11 protein-coding genes and 1 tRNA gene are annotated in these 16418 nt (G+C 34.7%); 7 read left to right on the forward strand and 5 right to left on the reverse strand.

Annotation, left to right across the window (positions count from 1 at the left end):
• Positions 1–228: 228 nt before the first annotated feature.
• A tRNA-Asp gene (locus AAEO57_RS20570) sits at positions 229–302 on the reverse strand.
• 779 nt (positions 303–1081) lie between these two features.
• Here AAEO57_RS20570 and lpdA point away from each other — a divergent pair.
• On the forward strand, positions 1082–2485 hold the full coding sequence (gene lpdA / locus AAEO57_RS20575; RefSeq protein WP_341694906.1) for a dihydrolipoyl dehydrogenase: 1404 nt from the start codon (positions 1082–1084) through the stop codon (positions 2483–2485).
• A 52-nt stretch (positions 2486–2537) separates the two neighbouring features.
• On the opposite strand, the gene AAEO57_RS20580 is transcribed toward lpdA, so the two are convergent.
• Positions 2538–3191, reverse strand: a complete 654-nt coding sequence (locus AAEO57_RS20580; protein ID WP_341694907.1) for a hypothetical protein — start codon at positions 3189–3191, stop codon at positions 2538–2540.
• A 146-nt stretch (positions 3192–3337) separates the two neighbouring features.
• Between AAEO57_RS20580 and AAEO57_RS20585 the strand changes: the two genes are divergently transcribed.
• Positions 3338–3880, forward strand: a complete 543-nt coding sequence (locus AAEO57_RS20585) for a lipocalin family protein (RefSeq protein ID WP_341694908.1) — start codon at positions 3338–3340, stop codon at positions 3878–3880.
• A gap of 66 nt (positions 3881–3946) precedes the next feature.
• Here the strand turns inward: AAEO57_RS20585 and AAEO57_RS20590 are convergent, their stop codons facing one another.
• Together AAEO57_RS20590 and AAEO57_RS20595 are read right to left on the reverse strand one after the other, a co-directional pair.
• Positions 3947–4321 carry a DoxX family membrane protein gene (locus AAEO57_RS20590; RefSeq protein WP_341694909.1) on the reverse strand — a complete coding sequence of 125 codons (375 nt, stop codon included), beginning with the start codon at positions 4319–4321 and terminating at the stop codon, positions 3947–3949.
• A gap of 195 nt (positions 4322–4516) precedes the next feature.
• Complete coding sequence (locus AAEO57_RS20595) at positions 4517–5428, reverse strand: DUF4349 domain-containing protein (protein ID WP_341694910.1); 912 nt, start codon at positions 5426–5428, stop codon at positions 4517–4519.
• 187 nt (positions 5429–5615) lie between these two features.
• Here AAEO57_RS20595 and AAEO57_RS20600 point away from each other — a divergent pair, with 187 nt between their 5' ends.
• The 3 genes from AAEO57_RS20600 (at position 5616) to AAEO57_RS20610 (ending at position 8506) form a co-directional block, all read left to right on the forward strand.
• Positions 5616–6911 carry an anthranilate synthase component I family protein gene (locus AAEO57_RS20600; RefSeq protein WP_341694911.1) on the forward strand — a complete coding sequence of 432 codons (1296 nt, stop codon included), beginning with the start codon at positions 5616–5618 and terminating at the stop codon, positions 6909–6911.
• A 26-nt stretch (positions 6912–6937) separates the two neighbouring features.
• Positions 6938–7948: a dipeptide epimerase gene (locus AAEO57_RS20605; RefSeq protein WP_341694912.1), complete on the forward strand. Its 1011-nt coding sequence runs from the start codon at positions 6938–6940 to the stop codon at positions 7946–7948.
• A gap of 93 nt (positions 7949–8041) precedes the next feature.
• On the forward strand, positions 8042–8506 hold the full coding sequence (locus tag AAEO57_RS20610; RefSeq protein ID WP_341694913.1) for a DUF1456 family protein: 465 nt from the start codon (positions 8042–8044) through the stop codon (positions 8504–8506).
• A 184-nt stretch (positions 8507–8690) separates the two neighbouring features.
• On the opposite strand, the gene sucC is transcribed toward AAEO57_RS20610, so the two are convergent.
• Complete coding sequence (gene sucC, locus AAEO57_RS20615; protein WP_341694914.1) at positions 8691–9884, reverse strand: ADP-forming succinate--CoA ligase subunit beta; 1194 nt, start codon at positions 9882–9884, stop codon at positions 8691–8693.
• A 417-nt stretch (positions 9885–10301) separates the two neighbouring features.
• On the opposite strand from sucC, the gene gltB reads away from it, so the two are divergent.
• On the forward strand, positions 10302–14816 hold the full coding sequence (gltB, locus tag AAEO57_RS20620; protein WP_341694915.1) for a glutamate synthase large subunit: 4515 nt from the start codon (positions 10302–10304) through the stop codon (positions 14814–14816).
• A gap of 4 nt (positions 14817–14820) precedes the next feature.
• On the forward strand, positions 14821–16275 hold the full coding sequence (locus AAEO57_RS20625; RefSeq protein WP_341694916.1) for a glutamate synthase subunit beta: 1455 nt from the start codon (positions 14821–14823) through the stop codon (positions 16273–16275).
• Positions 16276–16418: the final 143 nt, after the last annotated feature.

Consider the following 16418-nt stretch of genomic DNA (forward strand, 5'->3'; position numbering starts at 1 on the left):
AGAATCATTCAATGCTAAAGTGAAAGCGTTTAGAAGTCAATTTAGAGGAGTGCGTAAAGTAGATTTCTTCTTATTCAGATTATCTAATCTTTTTGCATAATACCCAACTTTTGAACCTGATCCCTTTTGAACCTGATCCATGATCCAGAATCTGGACTGACAACTTATTTACAACTATAATAAAAAATAAAAAAGCCTTTCCGTTAAGAAAGGCTTTCCTCAATATTGCGGTCTGGACGGGACTCGAACCCGCGACCCCATGCGTGACAGGCATGTATTCTAACCAACTGAACTACCAAACCCTGCTTTATTGTGAGTGCAAAAATACAACAGAACTTTGATTTCACAAGCTTTTTTGGAAATAAAATTCGACAAATTTTTAACAACCTAAATTCCAATATTTTAAAACTGGTCAAATCAAACCACCTGAAACTAATCTTCAAAAATCAACAGTGAATTCTAAACTACTTAAACAACATGAAGCGCTAGCTCTTCTACTAAAATCTTTCAATATAAAAATAAAAGAGAAGTAAGTAATGTAGCGTTTTTTCCTTTTGGGACTGACTACTATTTATGCATAAACTATTTCAATCCACAACAATAAAAAAGCATTTAGAAGTCAATTTAGGATCATGCGCAAAAGTAGGGGATCAAAGGCAAATCTTGGGTATTAGGCAAAAAGATTAGATAATCTGAATAAGAAGAAATCTACATTTCTGACTCCTTCGAATTGAGATCTAAAAGCGAATCAAGTGGAATTGGTTTTGGGGGCAATTATGTAATTTAAGTCGGGTTTGGCTTTTGTCCGAGTGAAGATAATGATGATGATTTTTAATAATTCGACTAAACTTGTTTAAAGTGAAAAAGACAATTATTGTTTAATGATAATATTCTCATCATGTAAAGAAAATGGCGGGCAAAGAACTTTTGTTTCCGTTTTTTCGAATCTTTCTGAGGGAAAAATTTCCTATCAAAAAAATCACGTATACGTACTAAAACCAAATAAAAAACATTAAAAATTAAACTTTAAACAAAACTTTATTCCTTAAATTTGTGACGCTAAAAATAAAATAGACAAAGTATGAGTTCATTTGACGTAGTCATTATAGGTTCAGGTCCTGGCGGATATGTATCGGCAATTCGTTGCGCACAATTAGGTTTCAAAACTGCTATTGTAGAAAAATATAATTCTTTAGGCGGAACTTGCCTTAATGTGGGTTGTATTCCTTCAAAAGCATTGTTATCATCTTCTCATCATTATGCAGAAATTGCTCATTTTGCAGATCACGGAATTGAAGTTTCCGGAGATGTAAAAATCAATTTAGAGAAAATGATTGCACGTAAACAAGCCGTTGTAGATCAAACCGTGGGCGGAATCAACTACTTAATGGATAAAAATAAAATTACTGTTTTCAATGGTTTGGGTTCTTTCGTAGACGCAACGCACATTGCTGTTGCAAAAGCTGACGGAACTTCAGAAACTATTGAAGCAAAATATACTGTAATCGCTACAGGATCAAAACCATCTTCTTTGCCATTTATCAAAATTGATAAAGAAAGAATCATCACTTCCACTGAAGCATTAGCTTTAAAAGAAGTTCCAAAACACTTAGTGATTATTGGAGGAGGAGTTATCGGAATCGAGCTTGGGCAGGTTTACCTTCGTTTAGGAGCTCAGGTTTCAGTAGTAGAATTCATGGATAGAATCATTCCGGGAATGGACGGTTCTCTTTCTAAAGAATTAACTAAGGTATTGAAAAAACAAGGAATGAAATTCTATGTTTCTCACAAAGTAAAATCAGTAGAAAGAAACGGCGATGCCATTACGGTTCAGGCTGAAAATGCAAAAGGAGAAACTATTACACTTGAAGGGGATTATTCATTAGTTTCTGTTGGCCGTCGTCCTTACACAGACGGATTAAACGCAGACAAAGCCGGAGTTAAAATTTCTGACAGAGGACAAGTTGAAGTAAACGATCATTTACAAACCAGTGTTCCAAATATCTACGCTATTGGAGATGTTGTTCGTGGAGCAATGTTAGCACACAAAGCAGAAGAAGAAGGAACTATGGTTGCTGAAATCTTAGCGGGTCAAAAGCCACACATCGATTATAACTTAATTCCTGGTGTAGTTTACACCTGGCCGGAAGTTGCTGCAGTTGGACAAACTGAAGAGCAATTGAAAGCTGCTGGAATTGCTTATAAATCTGGAAGTTTCCCTTTCAAAGCCTTAGGACGTGCCAGAGCAAGTGCTGATTTAGACGGATTCGTAAAAATTCTTGCTGATGAAAAAACAGACGAAGTTTTAGGAGTTCACATGATTGGAGCGCGTACTGCAGATTTAATTGCTGAAGCAGTTACGGCTATGGAATTTAAAGCTTCTGCTGAAGATATTTCAAGAATGAGCCATGCACATCCAACTTTCGCGGAAGCGGTAAAAGAAGCAGCATTGGCAGCTACTGAAAATAGAGCTATTCACGTATAATATTTACGTAAAATCATATTTTAGAAACCGTCAGAATTTATCTGGCGGTTTTTTATTGCTTTACTATTTTGAAAGTATAATAAGTCTCTTTATTTTTTGTATAAACACTGTAGGTCAAATTATCTTCGTCGTATAGTTTGTATAAATATTTTTCGCCTTTAATGCTGAAATTTTTTCTGGATACATTATTACTTTCAATAAATTCAAGCTCGAACTCACAATTGCCTTTGTTTTTATAATGTAGTTTTGAAAAAGTATTGTCTGAGAATTTTTCGATCCATAAATTATCTTGTAAAGTTACTTCTACTTTATTGCCGTCATTTTCGACATAATAGTATTTAGAAGTCTTACTAAAATCAGTACATTGTTTTTTCGATATATTTTGGGACGGTTCTTCGTTTTGCATAGACCAGGTACTTTCAGGTGATTTGTTTGGAAAAAGTGCTACAAATTCATTACAGTCTTTTTGTAGTCTGTAAAATATCTGCTCAAATATTTTTTTTTGAATGATAGTATCTTTAAATTTTGATAAATAAGGGGAAATATATGAATTGTTAATAGTGTTAATTCGAATTTCGTTATTTAGATTTTTGTTTTGAGCTAATGATTTACATATTTCATTGTTTAATGAATCTACAGCTTTGGTATATTGCGATCTGGAATAAGAAGAATAAAAAAGAAGGATTAAGAAAATATATTTTTTCATTTTTACAGATTGATTAGTTATCAAATTTAATTTTTTTGTTAGAATATTAAAATGAATATTCTGAAAGATGTAAATCTGAGGTGAAATTTTGTAAATCAAATGTGTTTGTTGGATACTATCTTTATAGAAATATAAAATAGAATAGTATGAAAAACAGATATATAGTGCCGGTTTTAATTGGGGCAGGAATAGCGTTCGCATTATACTCATGCGGAGGAGGAATTCCGAAGAAAGCAACTGCTGTAACAAATTTTGACAGCGCAAAATATCTTGGCAAATGGTATGAAATCGCTAGGCTGGATTATAAATGGGAGAGAGATTTGGATAACGTGACTGCGGAGTATTCTTTGAATGAAAATAAAACAATTAGAGTTGACAATAAAGGGTATAATTTTAAAAAAGACAAATGGGAGCAGAGCATCGGAAAAGCTAAATTTGTCGAAAAGGAAAGTGTTGCAATGCTGAAAGTATCCTTTTTCGGTCCATTTTATTCCGGTTATAATGTTGTTTCAATTGATCCCGATTATAAATATGCTCTTGTTGCCGGAGAAAGTTTAAAATATATGTGGATACTTTCCAGGGAAAAGACAATTCCGGAAGGTGTTAAAACTGAATTTTTGAAAAAAGCTCAGGAAATCGGTTATACAACATCTGATTTAGTTTGGGTAAAACACGATAAAACAAATTAAAAAGAAACCCGACAGGTTTTGAAACTGAAAATCTGTCGGGTTCTGTATTTTAAATTAAAATCAGGATCATGGAGTAAAAACGCTTTTATAATTATCCCAGTATCTGTAAATCAGAAATAAATTAGCTAAGAATAATAAACCTGCAATCGGTAAGCCTTCCGGAGCAAGAAAATAATTGATGAACAGAATATTTACCGTTATGGGTAAAATCAAAATATTGGCTAATGTTACAAAACGTCCCGTGACAAAAGCGATTCCGCAAAGTAATTCAATAGATTTTGCTAAAGGAAGTAAATAAGTCGAAGCAACTAAGCCTATATTAAAAGCCTTAAAATTACCAGTAGTTTCAGGTTCCGGAAAAAGATGAAAAAAATATCCAACAGAAGAAACAAGTAACAAAAGGCCAATTAGAACGCGGACAATGATAGTAGCAATTTTCATAATACTAAATTTAATGGGTTAAAAAAATATAAATTATGTGCTTGAGAAATCGTCTAATTTAATTCTCTAAAAGAGTTTTTAAAAATTATCTTGTCGAGAATTTTATTATAAAAGTATTTTGTTTTTGGAACAAATCTAATACTCTATCAAAGATAATGATTTTTTAATTACGAAATTGCTATTTTATTAACACTTTTATTGTTTCTTCTTTATTTTTTTATAAAGGAAAAATCCGCCAATGCTTATGAAGATAAATGGCCACAGATTAACAAAGAAAACTAAAATTGACTGTAAAATATACCAGCCGCTTTTTAGGGAGTCTATTATCTGGATTCCAAGATTTGGTTTGTAAGCAGCAGGATCTTTTTCGCCGGCAATTATTTCTTGTTTTATGGTTTCGTTTTGATAAAGCTGTAAAGTAACGGTGCTGAAATTAATTTGATCCTGAAGTGATAAATTTTCTACTATTCGATTATCATTTGCTTCTTTCTGGTTAGCCAAAGTATTTTCAGCCTCCATAATATCATTAATTTTTTTACCTTTTTCATCAATCGCTTTTTCAACTCTTTTTTCGGTATTGGTACTTCTTTTTTGAGAAAGCTGATTTGATAATAATTTCAGTGAAACATCATCGGCTTTGATTACCCTGAAATCAAGGAAATCAATTTGTTTTGCAATAGTTTTTATAACTGTATCGAGCTGGGTATTGGGAACACGGATTGTAATGTTGTTTTCTACCGTATATTTAGTAGTTTCAAGCGTACTGTCCTGACTGATTTTGGTTTTAATCTGTTCCTGAATAGTGCTCTGTAAGTTGGTATAGGTAACAAATCCACCAAATTTTTGGGTGGCATTTTCAATTGCATAAGTTGACTTGACGACGTTTTTAACCTTGAATTTGATATCAGCAGTTCGGATGAATTTCTGTTTGCTGTCTTTTTTCTCGACTGCTGCAGACGATGAAGTAACAGAAGTGGTTGCAACAGCTGTACTGTCGGTTGTTGAGTAATCTGCTGTAGCTTCAGCCGTAGCATCTGCTTTTTTGCAGGAAAATAATACTGCCGTGATTGCGAAGGTGGTCAAACCTAATTTTGCAATTGTTTTCATAAGGTTTTTAAATGTTGATTAATAAATATTTGTATAAAGGGTAGGTAATGTTCAAATCAAATAATCGGAAAAGTTTTAAGAATTACTGTTAATTCGATATACTAAAAAGTGTGCCAATATTTTTTGAAGATTACTTTATTGAAGGAAATTTTTTGTCGTAATTTTGAAGTCTAAAATTGATTCATTTTTGAGAGTTTCCATTCACAGGCACATTCCGGATCCGGAGCATTTTAAACAACAGCTTTTAAGTTGGTCGCAACAATTTCGAGAGGTTATTTTTTTGGATAGTAATTCCTATCCGCAAGAATATTCCAGCTTTGATTGTATGATGGCTGTTGATGCTTTTACGTCTTTAAAAACAGATTTTTATAATGCTTTTGAGGATTTAAAACAGTATCAGCAAACTACAAAAGACTGGCTTTTTGGTTATTTGTCTTATGATCTTAAAAATGATACAGAGTCTTTAAAATCATCCAATTTTGATGGACTGAATTTTCCTGATTTGTTTTTCTTTCAGCCCAAAAAAATGTTTTTATTGAAAGGAAACCAGCTTGAAATCAGTTATTTGATGTTATGTGATGATGAAGTCGAAGATGATTTTAAAGAAATTATTCAAAGTATAAATGCTTCTTTTCAAACTTTGGATAAAGTCGAAGTGAAACAACGAATTTCAAAAGAATTATATCTCCAAAAAGTAACAAAAATGCTGGAACACATTCACGTAGGTGATATGTACGAAGCTAATTTTTGTATGGAGTTTTTTGCTGAAAATGCAGTTATAAACCCGCTGGAAAAATTTCAAAAACTGAATGAGATTTCAAAAGCGCCATTTTCGGTTTTCTTTAAAAATAATAAACAATTTTTACTTTCCGCTTCACCGGAAAGATATCTTAAAAAAAAGGGAGATACTATTATTTCTCAGCCAATAAAAGGAACTTCAAAGCGATTTTTGGATGTAAATGAAGATGAAAAATCGAAACAAAGTCTTGAAAACGATGCAAAAGAACGTGCTGAGAATATTATGATTACCGATTTGGTTCGAAATGATTTGTCGCACACAGCGCAAAAAGGTTCAGTAGAAGTTACAGAGCTTTGTAAAATTTATTCCTTTTTGCAGGTGCACCAAATGATTTCTACAGTAACTTCAAAATTAGATCCTCAATATTCTCCTGTAGATGTTTTAAAAACAACTTTTCCAATGGGAAGTATGACAGGAGCTCCAAAAATTTCGGTAATGAAAATTATTGAAAATCTGGAAGAAACCAAACGTGGTTTGTATAGTGGAGCAGTAGGTTACTTTACTCCTGAAGGTGATTTTGATTTTAATGTTGTAATCAGAAGTATTTTATATAATCAGGAGAATAAATACGTTTCATTTTCCGTTGGAAGTGCTATCACGGCTCAATCTGTTCCTGAAAAAGAATATGAAGAATGTTTGTTAAAGGCCAAAGCAATGTCTGTGGTGTTATCAGGGTCATTTTGAAAATAATAATTTAAAAGTGTTTGTGTATGAAGTTAATCGTAAGAACTTATAATTTAAAATTAAAACACACTTTTAGAATTTCAAGAAAAACAATCGATTTTCAGCCTTCGTTAATTGTGGAATTACAAGATGATGGAATTTTCGGATTTGGTGAGGCAACTTCAAATCCGTATTATAATATTACCGTTGAGATTTTGCAAAATGATATTGAACAGATTCGAACGCTGATTGAAGGAACTTCGAATGAAACGCCTGAACAGTTCTGGTCAAAAATTGCTCCGTTTTTGCAAAATAATCCTTTTGCTTTATGTGCTTTGGATAATGCGTATAATGATTTGTATGCACGAAAAAATGGTAAAAAGCTGTATGAATTATGGGATTATAACATTAGTCATAATCCACTGACAAATTATACCATTGGAATTGATACTATAGAAAATATGGTCAGAAAAATGGAAGAACTTCCGTGGCCTATTTATAAAATTAAACTGGGAACTCCTGATGATATTGCGATTGTTACCGAATTGCGAAAACATACCAATGCTATTTTTAGGGTCGATGCCAATTGCGCCTGGACAGTTGAGGAAACTTTAGAAAATGCAAAAGTATTTAAAGATTTAAACGTAGAATTTATCGAACAGCCTTTGAAAGCTGATAATTGGAAAGGACAGTGGGAGGTTTGTCAAAATTCTGTTTTACCTGTAATGGCAGATGAGAGCTGTATCAAAGAAGCTGATGTTGCAAAATGTCACAATCATTTTCATGGTGTGAATATTAAATTGATGAAATGTGGAGGGATAACACCAGGTCGAAGAATGATTGCTGAAGCCAAAAAACTGGGTTTAAAAACAATGGTGGGTTGCATGACTGAATCATCGGTTGGAATTTCTGCTATTGCACATTTACTGCCAGAATTAGATTATGTTGATATGGATGGCGCTTTGCTTTTGGCAGAAGATATTGCAAGCGGAGTTTCAATTCAATATGGAAAAACAATTTATCCTCAAAGAACCGGAATTGGTGTAATTTTATTTTAATATTTCCTTTTGAAATAGTGTACCTTTGCAAAATAAACGATGCTGAGGAGAAGAAAATAAACTTGAATCCTCAAGTCTGAAACAAAACAAAAAATGACGAACAACGATATCTTAAAAAAACTTCGTGTGGCTTTGATGCTCCGTGATGATCAAATAGTTGAAATTTTAGAATTAGTAGATTTTAGGATTTCAAAATCAGAATTGGGTGCTTTTTTCAGAGCTGAAGATCATCCAAATTATATGGAATGTGGCGATCAGGTTTTGAGAAACTTCTTAAACGGATTGGTGATTCATTTAAGGGGGACTAAGGAAAATCCGAAAAACCCAACAGATGTTTTGGCGAAACATAAAGCGGAGATCCCGAAAAAGGAAACTTCTAAAGAAAGACCGGAATTTAAAGCAGCTCCAAAAGATTCTGAAAAATACAGAGGCGATAAAAGTCCGTCAAAGTCAGGTGCATCAGTTGGAAAATCTAAAAAGAAAGCATTTCCAAAAGGAAATGGAAAACCATCTGTTGTAGAAAAAGTGGTTTTCAAAAACGGGAAGAATAAGAAATAATTTAACCGCAAAGCACGCTAAAAGTTACGTAAAGTCTGCAAAGTTTTGATTTATAAACTTTGCGGACTTTGTGCTTTTATAGATATGATAAAATAAATAATTTCAGCGTGCTTTGCGGGTAATAACAAAAAAAATCCACTCCGAAATGGAATGGATTTTCTATATATTTTGATTTCTTATTTGATTAAGAAAGAGCAGCTTTAACCTGGTCAGCAGCTTCCTGAAATTGAACTGCAGATAAGATTGGCATACCAGAGTTGTCAATTAATTCTTTTGCAATTTCAGCATTTGTTCCTTGTAAACGAACAATGATTGGTACCTTAATAGCATCACCCATGTTTTTGTAAGCATCAACAACACCCTGAGCAACACGGTCACAACGAACGATTCCTCCGAAAATGTTAATTAAGATAGCTTTTACGTTTGGATCTTTTAAGATGATACGGAAAGCTGTTTCAACACGTTTAGCATCAGCAGTTCCACCAACGTCTAAGAAGTTAGCAGGCTCAAAACCAGCATATTTAATTAAGTCCATAGTTGCCATTGCAAGACCAGCTCCGTTTACCATACATCCTACAGTACCGTCAAGGTCAACATAGTTTAGGCCAACTTCTTTAGCTTCAACTTCGATTGGATTCTCCTCGCGGATATCTCTCATTTCAGCATATTTAGGTTGTCTGTATAATGCGTTATCGTCAATGTTAACTTTAGCATCAACGGCTAAGATTTTGTTGTCTGAAGTTTTTAAAACCGGGTTGATTTCAAACATAGAAGCATCAGAACCAATGTAAGCATTGTAAAGTGCATCGATGAATTTTACCATTTCTTTGAAAGCATTTCCAGAAACACCTAAATTAAAAGCAATTCTTCTAGCCTGAAAACCTTGTAAGCCTACAGAAGGATCTACTTCTTCAGTAAAGATTAAGTGTGGAGTGTGCTCAGCAACTTCTTCGATATCCATTCCTCCTTCGGTAGAATACATGATCATGTTACGACCTGTAGCTCTATTCAATAAAACAGAAACATAAAATTCAGAAGTTTCGCTTTCACCAGGATAATAAACATCTTCAGCAACTAAAATTTTGTTTACTTTTTTACCTTCAGGCGGAGTCTGAGGTGTAATCAATTGCATTCCGATAATTTGTTCAGCAAGTTCTTCAACCTGTTGTAGGTTTTTAGCCAGTTTAACACCGCCGCCTTTTCCACGTCCACCTGCGTGAATTTGTGCTTTTATTACGTGCCATCCTGTACCAGTTTCGGCAGTCAATTGTTTTGCAGCAGCTACAGCTTCAACCGCATTATTAGCTACAATTCCGCGTTGAACGCGTACTCCGTAACTTGCTAAAATCTCTTTTCCTTGATATTCGTGTATGTTCATAATATAGAATTTGTCTGGTTCTGAATTTATTTCAGAATAAAAGTGCGACAAAAGTAGCAAAATTGAAGTGAAAAGTAAAATCTTTTTCAATTAAAAATAAACGAGACCCGGTTTGTTAAATAAATCTGTTTCAAAGTTTAAAAAAGGTTAAACAAATATGTACTTAGTGTTAATTTTAAGACACTATATCGTTTTAGAATTAAGTAAAAGCATTGTGTTTTCGTGGTTGATTTGTTGATTTTTCTTAATATAATTTAAAATGGATTATCAATTTGTTAATTCATGCTACCTAATATAATATTATTATCATTTAAGAACCGTTTTTCTAATATTCCTATAAAAGTGTAAGCTAAAGTGTGTTTTGGATGCATTATGTTTAATGAAATCTTTATTTTTGTAAAAAAAAAAATATCGAGAATGAAACTAAAAGAACAAGGCCTTTATTTGCCAGAATTCGAGCATGAAAATTGCGGAGCTGGTTTTATCTGCAATCTTAAAGGAGAAAAGACAAACCAAATTATTCATGACGCTCTTGAGATTCTGGTTAAGCTAGAACACAGGGGAGGTGTGAGTGCTGATGGTAAAACAGGAGACGGAGCTGGACTTTTAATTGATATTCCTCATGATTATTTCAAGAGGGTATGTGATTTTGAATTACCGGCTGCACGTGAGTATGCTGTTGGAATGGTATTTTTACCAAAAATTAAAAATCAATATGATTTTTGTAAAGATATTTTTGAAAAAGAAATCAAAGCGCAGGGACTTTCTATTTTAGGATGGAGAGAAGTACCGGTTGATTCTTCTCAACTTGGAGAAATTGCTTTGGCATCAGAACCAACTATTGAACAAATTTTTATTGGAAAAAAAGAAGCTTTAGAGGATGCTGTTTTTAAAGCAAAATTGTACGCTGCACGTAAAATTACGGAACATACAATCAGACATTCGAAAATTTCGCAAAGTTCTTATTTTTATCTCCCTAGTTTATCTACGACTACTATAATATATAAAGGTATTATTATGCCTGAAGATATTGGGCCGTATTATACTGATTTACAGCAAACGGATTTGGTTACTCGTCTGGCGTTAGTACACCAGCGTTTTTCTACCAATACAATGCCAACCTGGGAATTAGCTCAGCCATTCAGATACATGTGTCAGAATGGAGAGATCAATACGTTGCGTGGTAACGTGAGCAGAATGCGTGTTCGCGAAGAAATTATGAAAAGTGAGGTTTTCGGACCACAAATCGATAAATTATTCCCAATTATTTTACCGGGCAAGTCAGATTCTGCTTCTATGGATATGGTTGTGGAGTTGTTAACGCACACAGGAAGATCATTGCCGGAAGTAATGATGATGATGATTCCTGAAGCATGGGAAAAACACAAAACAATGTCTCCCGAAAGAAAAGCATTTTATGAGTATAATGCTTGTATTATGGAGCCATGGGATGGTCCTGCTTCTGTACCTTTTTCTGATGGTGATTATGTAGGGGCTTTATTAGACCGTAACGGACTAAGACCTTCAAGATATACAGTGACTAAAAGTGGTAAATTGATTATGGCTTCTGAAATTGGGGTTGTAGAAGTTGCTGCTGAAGATGTTGAAAGTCATGGTAGATTAGAGCCTGGTAAAATGTTCCTTGTGGATATGAATGAAGGCCGAATCATCAATGATGAAGAAATTAAAAGTAAAATTGTTTCTGAAAGACCTTATCAGGAATGGTTAAACCAATATAGATTGCACTTAAGAGATGTTCCTGAAACATCAGACGTTTGTCCGGTTGAAACTAGTGATTTGCCTACAAGAGAGCGTCTTTTTAATTACACTTTAGAAGATATTCAGGATGTAATTACACCTATGGCTCAGACAGGTAAAGAAGCTTTGGGTTCAATGGGAATTGATACTCCTCTTGCTGTTTTATCAGACAGACCTCAATTAATTCCGAACTATTTTAAACAATTATTTGCTCAGGTAACTAATCCGCCATTGGATGGTATTCGTGAGGAAATTGTGACTGATATTGCTTTAAATTTAGGTCAGGATCGTAATATTTTTGATATTACAAGTAAGCAATGTCGCAAATTAAGAATCCAGAATCCGGTTATTTCTAATGGAGATTTAGAAAAAATCAGAACGATTTCTATCGATAACTTTAAAGCAGAAACTTTTAAAATTTTATATCCTAAAGCTGAGGGTATGAATGGTTTAGAAAATGCTTTGGATGAAATTATCGTACAAATTACAAAAGCTGTAGAAAGAGGAACTAATATTATTATTCTTTCTGACAGAGGAGTAAATAAGGAGTTTGCTCCAATCCCGGCTTTATTGGCTTGTTCGTATGTGAATCATCAGATGAATCGTTTGCGTAAGCGTTCTTATTTTGACATTATCATGGAATCTGCAGAGCCGCGTGAGCCACATCATTTTGCTACTTTATTTGGATATGGTGCAAGTGCGATCAATCCTTATATGGTAAATGAAATTATACGTGTACAGGTTCAGGAAGGATTTATTACAGGAATTTCAGAACAAAAAGCGGTTGATAATTTCAATAAAGCAATTGGTTCAGGAATTTTAAAAATTATGAACAAAATCGGAATCTCAACTTTACATTCATACAGAGGTTCTCAGATTTTTGAAATTGTTGGATTCAATTCTAAATTTGTAGAAAAATACTTCCCGTATACAACTTCAAGAATTGAAGGTATTGGGTTATATGAAATTGAAAAAGAAATTACAGAAAGATATAAATATGCTTACCCTGATAAACTAATTGCAAGTAGATTAGGTTTAAATATTGGAGGAGAATACAGATGGAGACGTAATGGAGAAAGACACTTGTTTAATCCTACTACGATTGCAAAATTACAGCAGGCTGTTCGATTAAGCGATCAGAGCAGTTATGATGTGTATTCTAATACAATAAATGATCAGGCTAAAAGTTTAATGACTATTCGTGGATTATTTGAATTTGATAATTTAAATCCGATTCCATTAGAAGAAGTAGAGCCTTGGACAGAAATTGTGAAACGTTTTAAAACGGGTGCAATGTCTTACGGGTCGATTTCAAGAGAAGCACACGAAAATTTAGCCATTGCAATGAACCGTATTGGTGGAAAATCCAATTCAGGTGAAGGAGGAGAAGACAGAAAACGTTTCCAGCCGGATGTAAATGGTGACAGCCGTAACTCGGCTATCAAACAGGTTGCTTCGGGACGTTTTGGGGTTACTTCCCACTATCTGACAAATGCAAAAGAAATTCAGATAAAAATGGCTCAGGGCGCTAAGCCTGGAGAAGGCGGTCAGCTGCCTGGGGAAAAAGTATTACCATGGATTGCAGAGGCGCGTAACTCAACTCCTTTCGTAGGATTGATTTCGCCACCGCCACACCACGATATTTACTCTATTGAAGATTTGGCTCAATTAATCTTTGACTTGAAAAATGCCAACAGAGAAGCCCGCATCAATGTGAAACTGGTTTCTGAAGTGGGTGTTGGTACAATTGCTGCCGGTGTTGCGAAAGCAAAGGCTGACGTTGTTTTGATTGCAGGTTATGACGGAGGAACAGGAGCTTCTCCTTTGACTTCATTGAAACACGCAGGTCTTCCTTGGGAACTTGGATTGGCAGAAGCACAACAGACATTAGTGTTGAATAACTTAAGAAGCAGAATCGTAGTAGAGTGTGACGGTCAGTTAAAAACAGGTCGTGACGTTGCAATAGCTGCTTTATTAGGAGCTGAGGAATTTGGTTTTGCAACTGCTCCTCTTGTAGCTTCTGGTTGTATCATGATGCGTAAATGTCACCTGAATACTTGTCCTGTCGGAATTGCTACTCAGGATAAAGATTTGCGTAAAAACTTCAAAGGAACTCCTGAGCACGTTATTAACTTCTTCTATTATGTTGCAGAAGAATTAAGAGGCATTATGGCTCAGTTAGGTTTTAGAACGTTGGCTGAAATGGTAGGTCAGACTGATAAAATCAATTCAAACAAAGCAATTGAGCATTATAAAGCTAAAGGACTAGATTTATCTTCAATCCTGCATAGACCGGATGCTTACAAAAAAATGCCGATCCGTAATACGGAAAAGCAGGATCATGGTTTAGAGGGAGTGTTGGATTTCCAAATCCTGAGAGATTCTCACCGTGCTTTGTATAGAAAAGAAAAAATGACATTGTCGTATCCAATTAAAAACATAAACCGTTCTGTTGGTGCTATTGTTAGTAATGAAATTTCAAAAATTTATGGTCACCTTGGATTACCTGAGGATACCTTAAATGTTAATTTTACTGGTTCTGCGGGACAGAGTTTAGGCGCTTTTAGTGCTCACGGACTTACTTTTACCGTAGAAGGAAATACGAATGATTATTTAGGTAAAGGTTTATCCGGAGCTAAATTAATTATTAAAAAACCTGCAAATGCAACATTTGTAGCTGAGAATAATATCATTGTTGGAAACGTTTGTTTATTTGGTGCAATCGAAGGAGAGGCTTATATTAATGGTATAGCCGGAGAACGATTTGCAGTACGTAATTCTGGAGCGATTGCTGTAGTGGAAGGTGTTGGAGATCACGGTTGTGAGTACATGACCGGAGGTAAAGTTGTGGTACTTGGCAGTACAGGACGTAACTTTGCTGCAGGTATGAGCGGTGGTATCGCTTATGTCTATGATCCTGAACACAAATTTAAAAACGGATTGTGTAATACGGAAACAATCGAATTTGAAACAGTTGAAGGCGCTGATGCTGATGACTTAAGAAATTTGATCGAAAGACACGTTCTATACACAAACAGTACAAAAGGAACAGAATTATTAAACGATTGGGCAGGAAGCTTGGACAATTTTGTAAAAGTGATGCCTACAGAGTACAAAAAAGCGTTGAAGCGTCTGGAAACAGAAGAACAAATGGTAGAAGAATTAACAGCATAATACAATGGGAAAAGTAACAGGTTTTAAAGAATTCGAAAGACAAGACGAATCATATATAGCAGTTAAAGAACGTGTAACGAATTATAATGAATTTACGATTCCTTTGAGTCAAGCTGAAATTACTACTCAGGGTTCTCGTTGCATGGATTGTGGTATTCCTTTTTGTCACAGTGGTTGTCCTCTTGGGAATTTAATTCCCGATTTCAATCACATGGTATACCAGGAAGAATGGCAAAAAGCCTCATGGATTTTACATTCAACCAATAACTTTCCTGAATTTACAGGACGTTTGTGTCCTGCACCATGCGAAAAAGCATGTGTATTGGGACTTATAGAGGAGCCAATTGCTATTGAAAATATAGAGAAAAATATTGTGGAGCGTGCCTTTAAAGAAGGATGGATCAAGCCACAGCCGCCAAAAGTAAGAACTGGTAAAACAGTTGCGGTGGTAGGATCAGGTCCTGCAGGTTTAGCAGCAGCTCAGCAATTAAACAGAGCAGGTCACACTGTTACTGTTTTTGAAAGAGACAATGCTATTGGAGGTTTATTACGTTATGGTATTCCAAATTTCAAATTAGAAAAAGGAATTATCGACAGACGTATTGCTATTTTAGAGGCAGAAGGAATTACCTTTAAAGTAAATACAAATGTTGGTGTAAACTATTCAATTGAAGATTTAAAAGCATTTGATTCAATTGTACTTTGTGGAGGTGCTACAGAAAGAAGAGGTTTGCCTACTCCGGGAGCTGATGCTGATGGTGTAGTGCAGGCAATGGATTTCTTAACACAGCAGACTAAAGTGGTTTTTGGAGAAAAAATCGAAAATCAGGTTTTAGCGACCGGAAAAGATGTAATCGTAATTGGTGGTGGAGATACAGGTTCTGATTGCGTGGGAACATCAAATCGTCACGGTGCAAAATCGGTAACGAATTTTGAGATTATGCCAAAACCGCCAGTTGGAAGAAGTGCATCGACTCCTTGGCCTTACTGGCCATTGCAGTTAAAAACCTCTACCTCGCACAAAGAAGGTTGTGAAAGAGACTGGTTAATCAATACAAAAGAATTTATCAAAGACGAAAAGGGTAAATTAATAGCTTTGAAAACAGTAAAAGTAGAATGGAAAATGGTTCCAGGGCAGCGTCCTGAATTACTTGAAGTAGAAGGTTCTGAACAAGTATGGCCTTGTGACTTAGCTTTACTGGCACTTGGATTTACTGGGCCAGAAAAAACATTAAGCGAACAGTTGGGTCTTGAAATTGATTTTAGAAACAATTACAAGGCAAATAATTACCAGACTAATGTTCCTAATATATTTACTGCCGGAGATATGAGAAGAGGACAGTCATTGATTGTGTGGGCTATTTCTGAAGGTAGAGAGGCTGCTCGTCAGGTTGATATTTACTTAATGGGTAAATCTGATTTACCTACAAAAGAAGGTGGAGATTTACCAGGGGTATAACGATAATGTTGTCAAATTTCAAAGAGGCTGTCCTAAAAGTAAGGACAGCCTTTTTTTTGCTGTTTTTAATCTAAAATAGTATCTTAGAGTTGCACAAAAAACGAGCAATGGCTAAAGTAATATTTAAATCGCAATCAATCAAT

It is taken from the genome of Flavobacterium calami, assembly GCF_038290035.1.
Taxonomy (GTDB): domain Bacteria; phylum Bacteroidota; class Bacteroidia; order Flavobacteriales; family Flavobacteriaceae; genus Flavobacterium; species Flavobacterium calami.

Bases quoted from the DNA above. Each gene is read 5' to 3' on its own strand.
- lpdA (WP_341694906.1), top strand. From the start codon at position 1,082: ATGAGTTCATTTGACGTAGTCATTATAGGTTCAGGTCCTGGCGGATAT.
- AAEO57_RS20580 (WP_341694907.1), bottom strand. From the start codon at position 3,191: ATGAAAAAATATATTTTCTTAATCCTTCTTTTTTATTCTTCTTATTCC.
- AAEO57_RS20585 (WP_341694908.1), top strand. From the start codon at position 3,338: ATGAAAAACAGATATATAGTGCCGGTTTTAATTGGGGCAGGAATAGCG.
- AAEO57_RS20590 (WP_341694909.1), bottom strand. From the start codon at position 4,321: ATGAAAATTGCTACTATCATTGTCCGCGTTCTAATTGGCCTTTTGTTA.
- AAEO57_RS20595 (WP_341694910.1), bottom strand. From the start codon at position 5,428: ATGAAAACAATTGCAAAATTAGGTTTGACCACCTTCGCAATCACGGCA.
- AAEO57_RS20605 (WP_341694912.1), top strand. From the start codon at position 6,938: ATGAAGTTAATCGTAAGAACTTATAATTTAAAATTAAAACACACTTTT.
- AAEO57_RS20610 (WP_341694913.1), top strand. From the start codon at position 8,042: ATGACGAACAACGATATCTTAAAAAAACTTCGTGTGGCTTTGATGCTC.
- sucC (WP_341694914.1), bottom strand. From the start codon at position 9,884: ATGAACATACACGAATATCAAGGAAAAGAGATTTTAGCAAGTTACGGA.
- gltB (WP_341694915.1), top strand. From the start codon at position 10,302: ATGAAACTAAAAGAACAAGGCCTTTATTTGCCAGAATTCGAGCATGAA.
- AAEO57_RS20625 (WP_341694916.1), top strand. From the start codon at position 14,821: ATGGGAAAAGTAACAGGTTTTAAAGAATTCGAAAGACAAGACGAATCA.